This is a genomic window from Shewanella submarina (assembly GCF_042646185.1).
GTDB classification, from domain to species: domain Bacteria; phylum Pseudomonadota; class Gammaproteobacteria; order Enterobacterales; family Shewanellaceae; genus Shewanella; species Shewanella corallii.
Genome location: NZ_JBHRTD010000015.1, coordinates 260,781 through 276,711, shown reverse-complemented (window position 1 = coordinate 276,711; position 15,931 = coordinate 260,781). Strand labels below are relative to the sequence as shown.

Annotated in this window: 12 protein-coding genes; 4 read left to right on the top strand and 8 right to left on the bottom strand. The window is 50.8% G+C overall.

From position 1 onward, the window contains the following. The first annotated feature begins 108 nt into the window (after positions 1-108). The gene (locus tag ACFOE0_RS13050; protein WP_248936802.1) at positions 109-933 is read left to right on the top strand and encodes a LysR family transcriptional regulator; all 825 of its coding nucleotides are present in this window, start codon (positions 109-111) and stop codon (positions 931-933) included. Positions 934-995: 62 nt separating this feature from the next. Here the strand turns inward: ACFOE0_RS13050 and ACFOE0_RS13045 are convergent, their stop codons facing one another. After that, positions 996-1,958: an alpha/beta fold hydrolase gene (locus tag ACFOE0_RS13045; protein WP_248936803.1), complete on the bottom strand. Its 963-nt coding sequence runs from the start codon at positions 1,956-1,958 to the stop codon at positions 996-998. A 96-nt stretch (positions 1,959-2,054) separates the two neighbouring features. After that, on the bottom strand, positions 2,055-3,854 hold the full coding sequence (locus ACFOE0_RS13040; protein WP_248936804.1) for a DUF885 domain-containing protein: 1,800 nt from the start codon (positions 3,852-3,854) through the stop codon (positions 2,055-2,057). A 302-nt stretch (positions 3,855-4,156) separates the two neighbouring features. Between ACFOE0_RS13040 and add the strand changes: the two genes are divergently transcribed. Next, entirely contained in the window at positions 4,157-5,164 is a 1,008-nt protein-coding gene (gene add, locus ACFOE0_RS13035) for an adenosine deaminase (protein ID WP_248936805.1), read from the top strand. Between the two features lie 73 nt (positions 5,165-5,237). On the opposite strand, the gene hemN is transcribed toward add, so the two are convergent. Further along, the gene (gene hemN / locus ACFOE0_RS13030) at positions 5,238-6,614 is read right to left on the bottom strand and encodes an oxygen-independent coproporphyrinogen III oxidase (protein ID WP_283106500.1); all 1,377 of its coding nucleotides are present in this window, start codon (positions 6,612-6,614) and stop codon (positions 5,238-5,240) included. Positions 6,615-6,788: 174 nt separating this feature from the next. Here hemN and ACFOE0_RS13025 point away from each other — a divergent pair, with 174 nt between their 5' ends. Then, positions 6,789-8,066: a metal-dependent hydrolase family protein gene (locus ACFOE0_RS13025; protein ID WP_248936807.1), complete on the top strand. Its 1,278-nt coding sequence runs from the start codon at positions 6,789-6,791 to the stop codon at positions 8,064-8,066. Positions 8,067-8,136: 70 nt separating this feature from the next. On the opposite strand, the gene ACFOE0_RS13020 is transcribed toward ACFOE0_RS13025, so the two are convergent. The 4 genes from ACFOE0_RS13020 to ACFOE0_RS13005 all read right to left on the bottom strand — a co-directional run bounded on the left by ACFOE0_RS13020 (position 8,137) and on the right by ACFOE0_RS13005 (position 11,318). Next, positions 8,137-8,604 carry a DUF2489 domain-containing protein gene (locus ACFOE0_RS13020; RefSeq protein WP_248936808.1) on the bottom strand — a complete coding sequence of 156 codons (468 nt, stop codon included), beginning with the start codon at positions 8,602-8,604 and terminating at the stop codon, positions 8,137-8,139. A gap of 28 nt (positions 8,605-8,632) precedes the next feature. Then, positions 8,633-9,181: a Der GTPase-activating protein YihI gene (yihI, locus tag ACFOE0_RS13015; RefSeq protein ID WP_248936809.1), complete on the bottom strand. Its 549-nt coding sequence runs from the start codon at positions 9,179-9,181 to the stop codon at positions 8,633-8,635. A gap of 68 nt (positions 9,182-9,249) precedes the next feature. Then, positions 9,250-9,909, bottom strand: a complete 660-nt coding sequence (locus ACFOE0_RS13010) for a methyltransferase domain-containing protein (protein ID WP_248936810.1) — start codon at positions 9,907-9,909, stop codon at positions 9,250-9,252. A gap of 785 nt (positions 9,910-10,694) precedes the next feature. Then, positions 10,695-11,318, bottom strand: a complete 624-nt coding sequence (locus ACFOE0_RS13005; protein WP_248936811.1) for a c-type cytochrome — start codon at positions 11,316-11,318, stop codon at positions 10,695-10,697. A gap of 167 nt (positions 11,319-11,485) precedes the next feature. Here ACFOE0_RS13005 and yihA point away from each other — a divergent pair, with 167 nt between their 5' ends. Continuing rightward, positions 11,486-12,136 (top strand): ribosome biogenesis GTP-binding protein YihA/YsxC, encoded by a 651-nt coding sequence (gene yihA, locus ACFOE0_RS13000; protein WP_248936812.1) that lies wholly within the window; start codon positions 11,486-11,488, stop codon positions 12,134-12,136. Positions 12,137-12,797: 661 nt separating this feature from the next. Here yihA and polA read toward each other — a convergent pair. Next, positions 12,798-15,554 carry a DNA polymerase I gene (gene polA / locus ACFOE0_RS12995; protein WP_248936813.1) on the bottom strand — a complete coding sequence of 919 codons (2,757 nt, stop codon included), beginning with the start codon at positions 15,552-15,554 and terminating at the stop codon, positions 12,798-12,800. Positions 15,555-15,931: the final 377 nt, after the last annotated feature.

Below are 15,931 nucleotides of genomic sequence, written 5' to 3'. Positions count from 1 at the left end.
CCCCTGATTGAATCTCTGTAATGACCGTAAGTTTAGGGCTATGATTCAGGTTGAAAAACAGGCCTTTTGGAAAGTACTGTTTGGTTTAATCAAACAATAGGTGTCGATATGAATAAGCTGCGGCAGATGATGTTGTTTATGCACATAGTGGAGACAGGCTCGATTACCGCGGCGGCTGACCGCCTGGAGTTATCCAAGTCAGTGCTGAGCCAACACCTGAAAGCGCTGGAGGCGGAGCTTGGCACCACACTGCTTAAGCGCACTACCAGGCGGCAGTCTTTAACTGAAGCCGGGCAGGGCTTTTATCAGCACTGTCGGGAGATCTGTTCGCGGGCGGAGTTGGCCTGGGATGAAGTGCTGGAGCGCCAGCAAGTCCCGGGCGGACCTCTCAAAGTAACGGCTCCCCATGCCTTAATGGATTCTATGGTACTGCCTGCTCTGGTCAGTTGCTTTGCCGGGTTCCCAGGGGTGCAGCTGCAGCTTCTGTGTCAGGACCAACAGCTGGATTTAATGATGGAAGATATCGATCTGGCGGTGCGGGTGGGCGAGTCTGTAGACAGCCGTTACCGGCAAAAGCGAATAGGCAGCTTTAATGAGGTGTTGTGCCGGGCCAAAGGCGATGGCAGAGCATTGGCTGACACTGCCTATATCGCCAATCACTGGCAGGGCAGACAGATCAGTCACACCCTTGAGGGCAGGGAATATCAATTTACCCCATGTCACAGCACCAATACGGTTTCCCAGACTCAGGGGCTGATTCGCGCAGGCCTGGGCATAGGAGTATTGCCTGAGTTTATGCTGGGTGAGGGGATAGAAGTTATCACTCAGCTGGATCCTGTGAATGTGTATACCCTGCACCCTTTTGAGGCCGCGGTGCCTTTGACTGTGACCATGGCACAGCAGGCGATTGCAGCTGCATTTATGCCGTCATAAAGTAAAAGCCCCTGACAAAGAGCAGGGGCTTTTAGCATCTGTCTGAGCCTTTTTATTTCAGCCTATTGGTAACGGGCGAAGAAGTCACAGACCCGGGTCAGCGCCACTTCGCGGCGGGCATCTGTCTCGATAAAGATTTCATGCCGGGCACCGGGGATCAGCAGCTTCTCGCACAGACCGCCCACTGCGGCATCCTGAGCTGCATTATCCACTATGGTGTCATCTTCCGCCTGCAGCACCAGGATGGGTACTCTGGAATTGCGGGCTGCTTCTATGGCTCTGTCACAGGCATCCAGCGCCTGTACCAACCAATGATTAGTGGGTGAACCCAACTGAATCTCAGGTTGGGACTGATACAGGGTGCGGTATACGCCGTAACGGCCTTCGCTCTGGGTCAGTTCATTGCCTTCGAACGGCTGGCATTTGTAATCTGTGCCGCCAAGGACATACCAGGGCTCATCGCCCGACAGTTTATCCAGGGCGTTGGCCAGCCAACGGATAAGGCCCTTGGGAGCCGGCAGTTTAATGCCATACATGGGGGCGGAAAACGCCGCAGCCTTGAAGGTTTCCGGATGCTTTTGCAGGTACAGGGTGCCAATACAGCCCCCCATGGAGTGGCCAAGCAGATACAGGGATTGGTGTTTGGCTGGTTTCACCTGAGCGTTAATAAAGCTGTGCAGGTCTTCGATATAGTCGTCGAACTGGCTGACATGCCCCTTGTGGGGATTAGCCGTCATACGGCCCGACAGTCCCTGCCCTCTGTGGTCCAGTGCATACACACTGTAGCCCTGCTGATACAGGTCGAAGATCAGTTCCTGATATTTAAGGAATGACTCCACCCGGCCGTTGCTGATCACCACAGCTTTGTCACTGTCATTGTGACGAATACTGCACCAGGCGATATTGCAGCCCTTTTTCCCTTTAAAGAAGCCTGTGGTCACCTGCTGCCAGAATTCGGCAAGCTGCTGTTGACCAGCCTTACTTGAGGTATGGCTTTCTTCCGAAAAAGAAGGGGATATGCTCATTGAGGGTTCCTGAAAATTAAACTGGCGACAGTGTAGCGGCATTGCCGGGAAGCGGGAAGTCATGCCCGCCTTTGGAGGCGGGCATCAGGCAGGCATTTAGCTGTTGAGCTGAGCCTGAATATAATCCTGCACCTGCTGTTCCAGTACGTTCAGCGGCACAGAACCGTTCTCCAGAATGGCATCATGGAAGGTGCGAATATCAAACTTTTCACCCAGAGCCTCTTCGGCTTGCTTACGCAGGCGCTTGATAGTCAGCTCACCCACCTTGTAAGACACCGCCTGACCGGGCCAGGAGATGTATCTGTCTACCTCTGTGGTGACATTGTGCAGCGACAGTGCGGTATTGGAGGCCATATAGTCCAGCGCCTGCTGGCGGCTCCAGCCTTTCACATGCAGGCCTGTATCCACTACCAGACGGCAGGCACGCCACATCTCATAGGTCAGGCGTCCGAAGTTACTGTATGGGTCCTGATAGAAACCGGCTTCCAGCCCCAGGTATTCGGCATACAGACCCCATCCTTCGCCAAAGGCGGAGATATAGCTGTAGCGGCGGAAATCCGGCAGGGCTTCCTGCTCCTGATTCAGGGCGATCTGCAGATGGTGTCCCGGGACGGCTTCGTGCAGGGTCAGGGCTTCCATCTCATACAGGGGGCGTTTGTTCAGGGCGTAAGTGTTAACCCAGTAGTATCCGGCTTCACGTTCATTACTGGCACCTGAGTAGCGGCCTGTGGTGTATTTGGGGGCAATCTCGGCTGGTACTTCCTTAATGCCGTATGGCGTGCGCGGCAGGGTAGCAAAGTACTTTGGCAGCATGGCATCGGCTTTTTTGGAGATATAGGCTGCCTCTTTCAGCAGTTCTTCCGCCGTTTTGGGGTAGAACTGAGGGTCGGTGCGCAGGAAGTGCAGGAAATCGGCAAAGCTGCCCTCAAACTCCAGCTCATCAATAATAGTCTGCATCTCAGCGCGAATGCGGGCGACCTCTTTGATACCCAGCTGATGTACCTCGTCGGCAGTCATATCCAGGGTGGTGTAGTGGCGTACCCGGTTCTCGTAGAACTCGGTGCCATTGGGCAGATCAGCGGCCGCTATGGTGTCTCTGGTATTGGGCAGATACTCCTGAGTCATAAAGGTGTAGAAGTTGTCATACAGAGGCAGAACCTGCTCCTCAACCACTTTGCGACCTTCGGCCTGTAGTCTTTGCTGATCGGCTTCACTGATATGTTTGGGGAAACTGGTAAAGGGCTTGTAGTAGCCACTCTCTTCGACATCGACCTGATAGGCACTGATGCTGTCTTCAAACCCTTTCAGAGTGGCTTTTGGAGGGGTTATCCTTTCAGCCAGACCCTGCTTAAGCCAATAGGTTTGCTGGGCAAAATAGTTGGGCAGGGCTTTCAGGCGGGCCAGGTAGTTGTCGTAGTCCTCAACGGAATTGAATCGTCCCTTGCTGATGCTGGTGATATAGGCATGAAAACCGCTTTCGGATGAGATGGGCACATAGTGGTCTTTGTAGCCGTACATATCCGTGCTGTTGGCCAGTTGATACTCGAGTATCAGGGCGTTGATCTGCTCCTCTTTACTCAGCTGACTCTTGTCCAGGTCGCTGAGCTTGCTCAGCAGATCGAGTTGCGCCTGGTGGTGTTGTGCCAGCGCCTGAGGGGACATATCGGTTAGCTTGCCCGCGGCGCTTTTATCACCTTTGGACATAGCCAGTGAGGGGCTGCGCTTGAGCTTCAGCTGCCAGTCAGCGGCGATAATATCCGCCAGTTGCTGCTGGCTGAGATTTTTGGTTTCGCTGGCTTCGGCTTTTGGGGCTGATGCGGAAGGGGAGTGGCTAACATTGATCTGGCAACCTGTGAGTGCCAGGGCAATGGCGGCGCTGAGGGCAAGTTTATACATCTTCATTCCTTTGCTTTGGTTGTCCTCTATTACTGAACAAGGCGTTAAGTGAAGGGACTTTGGTTATTATTGTTGCTGAATTATGCCTGATTTTTGCCCAAGTCAGCAAAAGTTGCCATTTAGCCGTTCGGCTATCTTCTGGCCTGAGATATCGGGCTATTGTTTGCTGTGATAGACTGCTTGTATACAAAATAAAACAATAATCAAACTCAGCTTTGGCTAAGAAACAGCGCAATGGATTGATTCTGACAGAGTCTTTCTCTTACTCTTTCTCCGGACTGAGGTTAAACATGGGGGGTTGTATGATTAATAAATCTATTCCATTGGTGGACCTGCACAGGCATCTGGACGGTAATGTCAGGGTGAACACCATTTGGGAACTGGGTCAGCAACATGGAATCGCTCTGCCTGCAGAGTCTCCTGAACTGCTGGCACCCTATGTGCAAATTCAGGGGAAAGAGGCCAGCCTGGTGGATTTCCTCAAGAAGCTGGACTGGATGGTGGCCGTGTTGGCTGACCTGGATGCGGTCAAGCGAGTTGCCTATGAAAACGTACTGGACGCCCACGCATCTGGCCTGGATTACACTGAGCTGAGATTCAGTCCTTACTATATGGCGATGACCCACAAGTTGCCGATGGAAGGTGTGGTTGAAGCCGTGATTGATGGTGTTGCCGAAGGGGTGAAAGAGACCCAGGTGAAGACCAATCTTATCGGTATTATGTCCCGCTCATTCGGCGTCGAGGCCTGTAAAGCCGAACTTGATGCCATTATGTCCCTGCGTCCCAAAATCGTTGCCGTGGATCTGGCCGGCGATGAAATGGGTTTCCCCGGTGACCTGTTTGAAAGTCACTTTAAGCGGGTACGGGATGCTGACCTGGGGATTACGGTGCATGCCGGTGAGGCCAAGGGGCCGGAAAGTGTCTGGCATGCCATTCGCGAATTGGGTGCGACCCGAATTGGCCATGGCGTTAACGCCATTAAAGACCCTGAATTAATGGAGTATCTGGCCAAACACAATATCGGTATTGAGTCCTGCCCAACCAGTAATGTACACACTTCAACGGTCGCCAGTTATGGGCAGCAGCCGCTGAAGACCTTCCTGCAAGCCGGTGTGCCTGTGAGTTTGAATACCGATGACCCGGGTGTCAGCAACATCGATATCAATCACGAGTATGGGATTGCCAAAACTGAGCTGGGCCTGAGCGATGCAGAGCTGGAGCAGGTTCAGCGCTATGGCGTGGAGATGGCATTCCTGTCTGACAGTGAACGCAAGGCCCTGTACTTTGCCAAGCAGGATTATCTGCCTTAATTCCAAAGTCAGAGATATGAAAAAGCCGCTCAATGAGCGGCTTTTTGCTGTTTGACAGATGTCAGAGAGAGGGTTAAATCACACGGGAAAACTGCTGCTGACGGGCCTTCTCACGGAAGTAAACGTCGAAGCACATGCAGATGTTACGGATCAACAGGCGGCCAGTGGGGCTGACGGTGATCTTACGGTCTGTGATATCAACCAGCTTGTCGTCGATAAAGGTCTGCATCAGCTTCATATCTTCGGCGAAGTACTCTTCGAACTTGATATCCAGCTTCTCATCCATCTGCGCCATATCCAGGTCGAAGTGGCAGATCAGTTGCTTGATCACAGCACGGCGGATTTCGTCGTCACGGTTCAATCCGCAACCTTTCCACAGCGCATGGCCGTTTTCGTCCAGAGACTCATAGTAAGGACGAATGTCTTTCTGGTTCTGAGCGTAGCAGTCACCAATCATAGAGATTGAAGACACACCCAGACCCAGCAGGTCACACTCTTCCTGGGTGGTGTAACCCTGGAAGTTACGGTGCAGACGACCTTCGTTCTGCAGTCTGGATAGCTCATCGTCCGGCTTGGCGAAGTGGTCCATACCGATAAACTGGTAACCATCACCGGTCAGGGTTTCGATGGTCTGCTGCAGCATGTCCAGTTTCTGCTGTGGTGACGGCAGATCTTCATCTTTAATCTTGCGCTGAGCGGCAAAACGGGATGGCAGGTGCGCATAGTTGAACACAGACAGGCGGTCCGGAGACAGGTCCAGAATACGGGCAATCGTCTGGGCAAAGGTTTCCGGCGTCTGGTGTGGCAGACCATAGATCAGATCTACGTTAGTGGACTGGAAGCCCATGGCTTTGGCCTTGGCCATCAGAGCGAAGATAAAGTCTTCATCCTGTTCACGGTTCACCGCAACCTGAACCTCTTTATTGAAGTCCTGCACCCCGATAGAAATACGGTTGAAACCGGCTTCTTTCAGGGTATCCAGCATGGTCAGTTCGATTTCACGAGGATCCACTTCAATGGAGAATTCACCTTCATCGGCGAAGTTGAAGTGCTGTTTCAGCAACTTGCTCAGACGCATGATCTGCTCTTCACTCAGGAAGGTTGGAGTACCACCGCCCCAGTGCATCTGGGTCACAGTGTACTTCTCGAACAGAGGCGCGCGATTGGCAATTTCCTGAGCCAAGTACTGGATGTACTGATCCGCCTTGTGCTGGTGGCGGGTTACGATTTTGTTACAACCGCAGTAGTAGCAGAGCTTGGCACAGTAAGGAATATGTATGTAGAGTGACAACTTGTCGCTCTTGCTGTGCTCGATCGCCTTCAGCAAATCCGCTTCAGTGAACTGATCGTTAAACTCCAGCGCCGTTGGGTAAGAGGTGTAACGGGGACCGCTGTAGTTATATTTTTCGATCATCGACTGATCCCAGCTGATTTTAGTGGGCTGATTCAAGGCGTGTCCTCCGAGGGTATTTTAGTATTGTGCGAAGTATGCAACTTTTACGATCAAATAACATTGATCCAGGTAGAAAAAAACAACACCGCTAAAACCTGTATCAGACAAGGGGTGACGGGATTTTAACCACTTCGCACAGTGGTCCATTTGATGATTGGATAAGGACTATCTATGAAAAGTTTTTGGTTGTCTGTGGTTTTATTGGCAATTTGTGCGCCGACTCACGGCGAGACATTGATCCATGCCGGGCGTTTGATTGACGGTATTGAGTCTAAACCCAGAGAAAAAGTCACAGTGGTCGTGGATGGAGACCGCATTGTGGCAGTGGAAGAGGGGTACCGTCAGCCAGGCAATGATGACCAGGTTGTCGACTGGCGCGACGGCACTCTGATGCCAGGCTTTATCGATATGCACACCCACTTGAGCTCCAATGGGGGCAAGGGTGCTTATATGGACCCTTTCAACAAGAACCCGGCGGACCTGGCTTTACGGGCCGCGGCCAACGCCAACACTACGCTGAAAGCAGGTTTTACTACGGTGCGGGACTTGGGGGACAGAGGCAATGTGACTGTATCCCTGCGTAACGCCATCAGTGCCGGTTTGGTGCCTGGCCCACGTATCTACACTGCATCCAAATCACTGGCGACGACCGGTGGTCATGCTGACCCAACCAATGGTCATAAACATGCTCTGATGGGAGACCCAGGACCGGCTCAGGGAGTGATTAATGGACCGGAAGATGCCTATAAAGCGGTAAGGCAGCGCTATAAGGAGGGGGCTGACCTGATTAAGCTGACGGCTACCGGCGGCGTGTTATCTGTGGCCAAGAGTGGTCAGAACCCTCAATTTACCGAAGGTGAGTTGGAAGCCGTGGTGGAGGCTGCCAATGACTATGGCTTTAAGGTGGCGGTTCATGCCCACGGTAAAGAGGGGATGCGCCGGGCGATTGAAGCGGGAGTCAGCACCATAGAGCATGGTACTTATATGGATAAGTCACTGTTCCGGCTGATGAAGAAAAACGGTGTGGCGCTGGTGCCGACTCTATCTGCCGGGGAGTATGTGGAGCAGAAAGCGAAAATCGATGGTTTCTTTCCTGAAATAGTTCGTCCTAAAGCCCAGAAGATTGGTCCTCAAATCAAGGAAACCTTTGCCAGGGCCTATGATGCCGGTGTGCTGATTGCCTTTGGTACAGATGCCGGAGTATTTCCCCATGGAGAGAATGCCGGTGAGTTTGTGTTGATGACTCAGGCAGGTATGGATGAGATGGACGCGATCAAAAGTGCCACCTCTGTGGCGGCTCGGGTGTTAGGCGATGAGTCGGTAGGTGCTGTTGAGACTGGTCGCTATGCCGACTTTGTCGGTGTAAAGGGTAATCCGCTGGAGGATATCAGCGTGCTGTTAACACCTGCTATGGTGATTAAGTCTGGTCAGCAGGTGGCACTTGATTAGCCGATAGTCAGGAATTAAAAAAGCGCTGTCGACTGAGTCGCAGCGCTTTTTTGTCAGTTCTTGAAAGAGCTTAGTGTGCTGGCTTAAGGCTGAATTCTGTAAGCAGTTTGGCTTCAGCCAGGATAGCATCTTCATGCTCTGACTCAGATTTCATCCGCTGTAAGTCCAACTTCATCCGCTCCTGTTTTGGCAGGGCTTTGCGGGCATCCATAATGGGATGGTCTTTGATCACCTCAAAATGGCTGAACAACCTGGGATAATCCGGTGATACCCTTTCGGTCAGTGACAGACGGTCAAACAGGCGGGCTATTCTCACTACGCCCTCTGACAGTTCACACCTGTCTTCCAGCATAGCCTGGGCGATATAACGAATATCGCCGAGTATCTCTTCCCGTTTGGCGTCGGCCTCTGCCTGCTTCTTGGCTTTGATTCTGGCCGCCTGCAGTTGCTGCTGACTGACTTTACGCAGCAGCACAAAGGCATAGGCTGCCAGTGCCAAAATAATTACAAGGCCCAGAATTATCCATGGTGTGTACACAGCGTCTCCTTACAGCTTATTTGGAACTTCAGTCTTTGTTCTGATACTGCTTCAACAGATCCATACCGGACTCAAACTGATCCAGCAGGTCGTCATCTGACTTAGGCTTGCTCGGCGCGAAGTCTTCCTCTTCAGCCAGACCCAGCTTCTCCATCAGCTTCTCGATTTCAGCCAGCTGCTTGTCCAGCCACTTCTGATCTGCCGGGGCCAGGTTACGACCCTCTTCAAGCATATCCAGCAGTTCGTTCAGGCGTGGATCTTCTTCCAGCATCAGCAGGCGTTGCTCGTCAGTGATCTTAGGCTGCTTTGGCTTGGCCGCCTTTTCAGTCACCACTGGCTTAATTTGCTCTGGCAGAGTCAGGACGATAGGACGCTTGCTGCCATGGCGTGGATCTTTGGCCTGGGTCTTACCATTGCCACTGGAAGCTTGCTTCAGTGCACCTTCGTTTGAACGACTGCCGGTTTTGTTGCCGTTATCGCGCTTCTTTGAGGCAATCTTACGATCTGACTTCTTTGTGCGAGGTGCCATTTTTGCACCGTTCTCATTGATATTGCGTGTCTTTTTGCTGCGAGACATAGGATTCTCTACTAAATTCGTGTCCTTATCCCATCAGCCGGTATAGCAGTCGCGGCAGGGGGGATAAATCAGGGGGTGCGTGTTATATCAGATTCTGCTGCTTTTTGCATCAGAATGAGGTCATTTGCGGCAAATAATAGCTTAAAGCCATAGTGGGCGGCCAGATATTCAAAGGTGTGGCGAGAGTAAAAGCTAACATGGGCCTGGTTGTTCTTATAATGCCATTTGGCGAACTGATCAGGATCTGTCAGCAATCGGGTATTAATGGCCAGAAAGCCGCCGATTTTAAGGGTTTTGCACAGCAGCCCCCATTCCCTGAGTGGGTAGCTGAAATGTTCAAATACTCTGTAGCTGCAAACAAAGTCATAAGTTTGTCGCAACACGCTATGATCCGGAGCGAGGAATGGATCGTACTGACTCAGACTGTGGCCTTGACTGCGCAGTGGGACCAGTACTTCTTCCGGCAGCAGGCCGCCATAATTAAGGCCACTGAGGGGCTGGCCATTAAACTCGGCCAATTGGGCAATTAGCTGCTGAATAAACTGAGACAGTTGTTTTTGCCTGGCAGGATTCATCTTACCGTACTTCTGCCTTTGCGCCTGGGGAGGCAGCTGAGAATGCACATCGGCGAACACCAACTGGCAATTGGGACAGCGAAAGAAGCCGCGCTTTTTGTCTGTATAGAAAAGCGAAGGACGACTATCTTGGCACAGTGGGCATCTAGGCATTAGAGATCATAAGGTTACAGCTTTGGCCAGATTATATACCCAAAGTGGTTTGTGGGGCAGTGACTGGCTGACTGGTGCGGAAATAAAAAAAGCGGCAGTTTTCACTGCCGCCTGAATATTGTGCTCTAAGCACTTATTCTGATATCCCAGTATCCGTACTGGCTATGTGACTTTCCCGGTCGATTCCATTTGTTGTTGTTTGCTTTCCATGCAATTTATTTTTCGTTTTTGTCTCCAGACTTTCGTCCTGACCTGAATCCTTCAAGTCATTTCCGTAGATGGTCTTTACACCACCACATCAACCGTCATCTATGACGAAGTACAACCATCCTTGTTGTTCACATCCAGTGAATCCAGCGTCCAGCCGTTGCATCCAAAGCTATGCTTCCATTGCTCTGATGGCATCCTGCTATCAGTCTCCGGTTGGAGTGGTTCCCTCGACGCTTGGGAGTGCTTTTTCAAGCTTGCGGCCATCATGGCCATCCCGATAGTCCCTGACCTGAATCTCAAAGTGAGATTTCGACTCGTTATTATTATTTGGCGAGTGGTCTAAGCGTTATAGTTATTATTTGACTTCGTTATTCTTATATCTTGAATGTATAGCACATGCGGACTCTGAAAGTTGTTATTTAATTTATTGCACAATCAGTTGGGTTCTGTCCGATGCGGGTCTAATTAAATCTGAATGTGTGACCTGTGTCAAGGTGAAATGTCAAAAGGGTGACGTTTACGTAAACTTTATGCACAAAAAAGGCGCCGGATGGCGCCTTTCTGTTAGTGGCAGGTTATTGATTCATCGTGGAAATATAAACTGCCAGAGCTTCGATGTCGGCATCGCTTAGCTTCTTGGATACATCACTCATCATGCCGTTCAGGTCGTTATTACGGGTGCCATCACGGAATTTATTCAGCTGAATTTTGATGTAATTGACATGTTGACCTGAGACCATTGGGAAGCCAGCAAGCTCCATTCCCAGACCGCTTGGACCGTGACAGGCAATACAAGCGGTAATACCGCGAGACATGTCACCACCTTTATACAGCTTCTCACCCAGCTCAGGAACGTCAGCAGCAGGAGCTTCAGACTGGGTTTGAGTCGCATAATAAGCCGCCAGATCGGCCATATCCTGATCAGTCAGTGCGGCAACCATGCCACCCATGATAGGATCCATGCGACCTTTTGCACCGCCGGATGCCATGGCATCTTTAAAGTCATGCAGCTGCTTTTCTGTGTAGGCAGCGTGCTGACCGGCAATCTTAGGATACATATCGATCATGCTGTTGCCGTCGACACCGTGGCAGGCAGCACATAAAGCAGACTTGGTTTTTCCAGCTTCAGCATCACCTTGTGCACTAACTGGCAAAGAGATGGCGGCGACTGCTGACAAAGCGAGGGCTAACTTTTTCATGGCGTTCCAACTTCTTGTTTGTTTATAGTCCTGAGCTTACAAGTAAGACCCGCAAGCATGATAAGATACGATAACTGTGATCAGGCTTATATTTTACATGAAAACGTGAAAATGTAAGCAACTCATCGATATTTATGACAAAAGTTGATCCTTTTTTGGAGTAATACGTGACAAATCCTCAAATCGACTTTCGCCGGGCCAAATTTTTGATCAGTGCCCCGGATATCGCCCATTTGGACAAGCATTTGCCTGGTGACACCGGGGTGGAAATTGCTTTTGCCGGGCGTTCCAATGCGGGTAAGTCGAGCGCGCTTAACGCATTGACAGAACAGAAAAACCTGGCAAGAACCAGTAAAACGCCAGGGCGTACTCAGCTGATCAACGTATTTGCTCTTGATGAGCATCGTCGTTTGGTGGATTTACCGGGTTACGGTTTTGCTCAGGTGCCCATGGCCATGAAAATAAAGTGGCAAAATGCGCTGGGTGAATACCTGCAGGAACGCCGCTGCCTGAGTGGTGTGGTGGTGCTGATGGATATCCGTCATCCATTGAAAGACCTGGATATGCAGATGATTGAGTGGGCTGTAGCCAGTGAAATCCCTGTATTGGCGCTGCTGACCAAGAGCGACAAACTGGCGCAAAGTGCCAAGATGAAGACAGTGAATGAAGTACGTAAGGCGCTGGCTGAATTTGGTGATTGGGTGCAGGTTGAACCTTTCTCTTCATTGAAGGGGACGGGCAAGCCTAAAGTGCTGAGCATCCTCAATGCATGGTGTCACCCGGATTGGCTGGAATTTATAGAGGAAGATGCTGAGTAACAGCTATCTTTTGATATTGATTAAGGCGCTCCCGGAGCGCCTTTTTTGTGCCCGTGATTTGAGTTGTTGCACTGAGATTTGAATGAGGGTTTGAACTCAAGAGGCTGGAATGCGGGCAAAAAAATAGCCGGGGACAGAGTCACCGGCCAAAAATACAGACTTAGCTCTTTTGGGGAGAAGCTAAAAAATATTCAACAAGACTCAAGTTCCATCAAGGCTTCAGATTGGGGCCGAAGACTCTGTAATGGCTCTCAATGTAAACAGCATACAGCGAAAAAATGAACATTTAAAGTAATTACTCTAAATTTTCTTTCGGGCATAAAAAAAGCCCCGGCGAAAGACTCGCCGGGGCGCCAGAATTTGGCAATCACTAAAAAGTGAAATAAAGGTCTGAAAGATAGAACATCTTAACCTCTGTACCCTACGCCAAGAATAATACCCCACTTGTCGGAAATTGAAAAACAGTTTTCTAAATAAACAACAAGCTTTGTGATGTGGATCTCGATTGATACGGGTGTTTACCGCTCTGAGTTGTCGTTTTATTACAGATGTGTGGTCTGGGTGACGGTTTTCGGTGTGTATTCTGAAATAAAAAACGCCAGCTCACTGAGTGGCTGGCGCTTTATTCGGCTTAAACGACACCGACAGTTGGTGATTCAGGTTAGTGTGCCTGCTCCCAGTTGTCGCCAATACCGGCTTCAGCCAGCAATTCGACGTCAAGACTGGCGGCAGCCGCCATCAGATCACAAACTTTATTTTTCAGTTCGTCGGCCCTGTCGGCATCCACTTCGAACACCAATTCATCGTGTACCTGCATGATCATACGGATTTCACCTGAAGTGTCCTTGTCCAGCCACTCCTGAATGCTGATCATCGCCTTTTTGATAATGTCAGCAGCCGTACCCTGCATTGGTGCGTTAATCGCGGCGCGCTCAGCAGCTTGTCGACGCATGGCATTACGAGCCTTGATCTCAGGCAGATACAGGCGGCGACCAAACAGAGTGGATACATACCCCTGATCGGCTGCTGCAGCGCGGGTGTCCTCCATATACTTGAGTACACCCGGATAGCGCTTGAAGTAGGTATCAATATAGGACTGGGCTTCAGCCCGCGGAATATCCAGCTGACGTGCCAGACCAAAGGCTGACATACCGTAGATCAAACCAAAGTTAACTGCCTTGGCACGGCGACGTTGTTCAGGAGTGACAGTTTCAAAGGCCACATCGAATACTTCAGCGGCGGTCGCGCGGTGAATATCCTTGCCTTCGGCAAACGCTTTCAGCAGACCGGCATCCTGAGACAGGTGAGCCATAATTCGCAGTTCGATCTGTGAGTAGTCGGCAGCCAGTACTTTTTTACCTTGTGGTGCAATAAAGGCCTGACGAATACGACGACCTTCTTCTGTGCGGATCGGGATGTTCTGCAGGTTCGGGTCACTGGAAGACAAACGACCGGTAGCGGCATTGGCCTGATGGTAGCTGGTGTGCACCCGACCGGTTCTGGCGTTAACCATCAGAGGCAATTTGTCTGTGTAGGTGCTCTTCAGCTTGGTCAGAGATCTGTGCTCCAGAATAATCTTGGGCAGTGGGTAATCCAATGCCAGTTCTACCAGGACTTCTTCGGCGGTAGAAGGTGCACCCTTTGGTGTCTTCTTAATGATGGGGTAACCCAGTTTGGTAAAGAAGAGCTCCTGTAGCTGCTTGGTGGAGCTCAGGTTGAATGGCTCGCCGGCAATTTCATGAGCTTTGGCTTCAAGCTCATCGATCTTGCGGGCCAACTCATCGCTCTGCTGGGCCAGCAGCATGGTATCGATCAGTACGCCGGTTCGTTCAACCCGTGACAATACATCGACCAGCGGCATTTCCAGCTCATTGAATACCGAGGGCAGCCCCTGCTCGCGCTCCAGACGTGGCCACAGGTGCTGGTGCAGACGCAGGGTAATATCTGCATCTTCAGCTGCATAGTGAGCAGCTTGCTCCAGCGGGATCTGGTTAAAGGTCAGCTGTTTGGCACCCTTACCGGCAATCTCTTCAAAACTGACTGTCTTGTGACCCAGGTATTTAAGGGCCATGCCATCCATATCGTGGCGGGAAGCCACGGAGTTGAAGACATAGGACTCCAGCATGGTGTCGAAAGCGATGCCTTTCAACTCAATACCCACGTTGGCAAAGATAGCCATGTCGTACTTGAGATTCTGACCGACCTTTTTAAGTGCAGCGTCTTCCAGCAGAGGCTTTAGTTGTGCCAGCGCGGCCGCCATCTCAAGTTGCTCTGGGGCGTCGACATAATCATGGGCCAAAGGCAGATAAGCGGCTTTGCCTGCTTCAACGGCAAAGGAGATACCCACCAGTTTGGCTTCCATATAATCCAGACTGGTGGTTTCGGTATCCACAGCGATCAGCTCGGCGTTGGCCAGCTTGTCGCACCAGGTATCCAATTGCGCCTGAGTCAGAATGATTTCATATTCGATATCGACTACCGCTGGCGCAGCAATATCTTCTTCAGTGTTAACCTGAGTTGACGCTACGGATTCGCCACTGTCCAGTAACTCTGCCAGCCAACGCTTGAATTCCATCTCGCCAAAGCATTTAACCAGCTCATCTTTGTCAGCGTCTTTATGCTCCAGCTCGCCCCAGCTCAGATCCAGCTCTACATCGGTTTTGATGGTGGCCAGATCATAGGAGAGCTGCAGCATTTCAGCATTGTCGCGAATTTTGGCAGGCATGGTTTTGGAACCACGGAAACCCAGCGCAACGACGGCATCTGGATCTGCCAGCAATTTATCCACACCACCGGCACCAGTCAGCATCGCCAGTGCGGTTTTCTCGCCAACACCCGGCAAGCCAGGGATGTTATCCGCTTTATCGCCCATCATCGCCAGCAGGTCGATAATCAGTTCAGGACCTACGCCAAACTTGGTGGTGACTTCTGCCGGACCCATGATGGTGTCTGTCATGGTATTGATTAGTGTGACGTTCTCATCCACCAACTGCGCCATGTCTTTATCACCTGTGGATATCAGGCAGGCGCGGCCATCTTTACTGGCCTGCAGTGCCAGCGTGCCAATGACATCATCGGCCTCGACGCCGGGAATGGAGATGAGTGGCAGCCCCATGGCTTTAATAATGCGGTGCAAAGGTTCAATCTGACCACGCAGGTCATCCGGCATTGGTGGACGGTGAGCTTTGTAATCCGCATACATATCGTTGCGGAAGGTCTTACCTTTGGCATCGAATACCACGGCAATATGGCTGGGCTTGAACTGCTTCAGCAGGCTGCGCAGCATGTTTACCACACCATATACTGCACCCGTTGCCTCCCCTTTGGAGTTGGTCAGATGTGGAGGAGCATAGTAGGCGCGGTAAAGGTAAGAGGAACCATCCACAAGGACGAGTGGGTTGCTGGGGATATTTGGCATAAATTTGGGTTCAGTAGTCTTTAATCTGAGATGCGGGTAGCATGCCACAGAGCAGGAAAATCAGCCACGGCAAATTGACTCACGGCCTGTGGATAAGTCTGTGAGTGAAAAAAGTCAACACGTAGAGAACATTTTTGAACGGCAAAATGAATTCAGCGTAAATTATTGTTTTTATGGGGAATTAAAAAAATGTGTGAGATCGGTAAAACTTTTGGCAAATCATCCTGATTTGTGGATTTTTTAATTCCTGCTGGTAATTCGCTGTGGCTTGTGGTGCATTTTTGTACACCCTGCGATCACGCTGATTTAAATTAGCACGAATAATGACCAGATCAACCAATTTATGGCCGATTTGTTAAAACTATATGACATAAGAG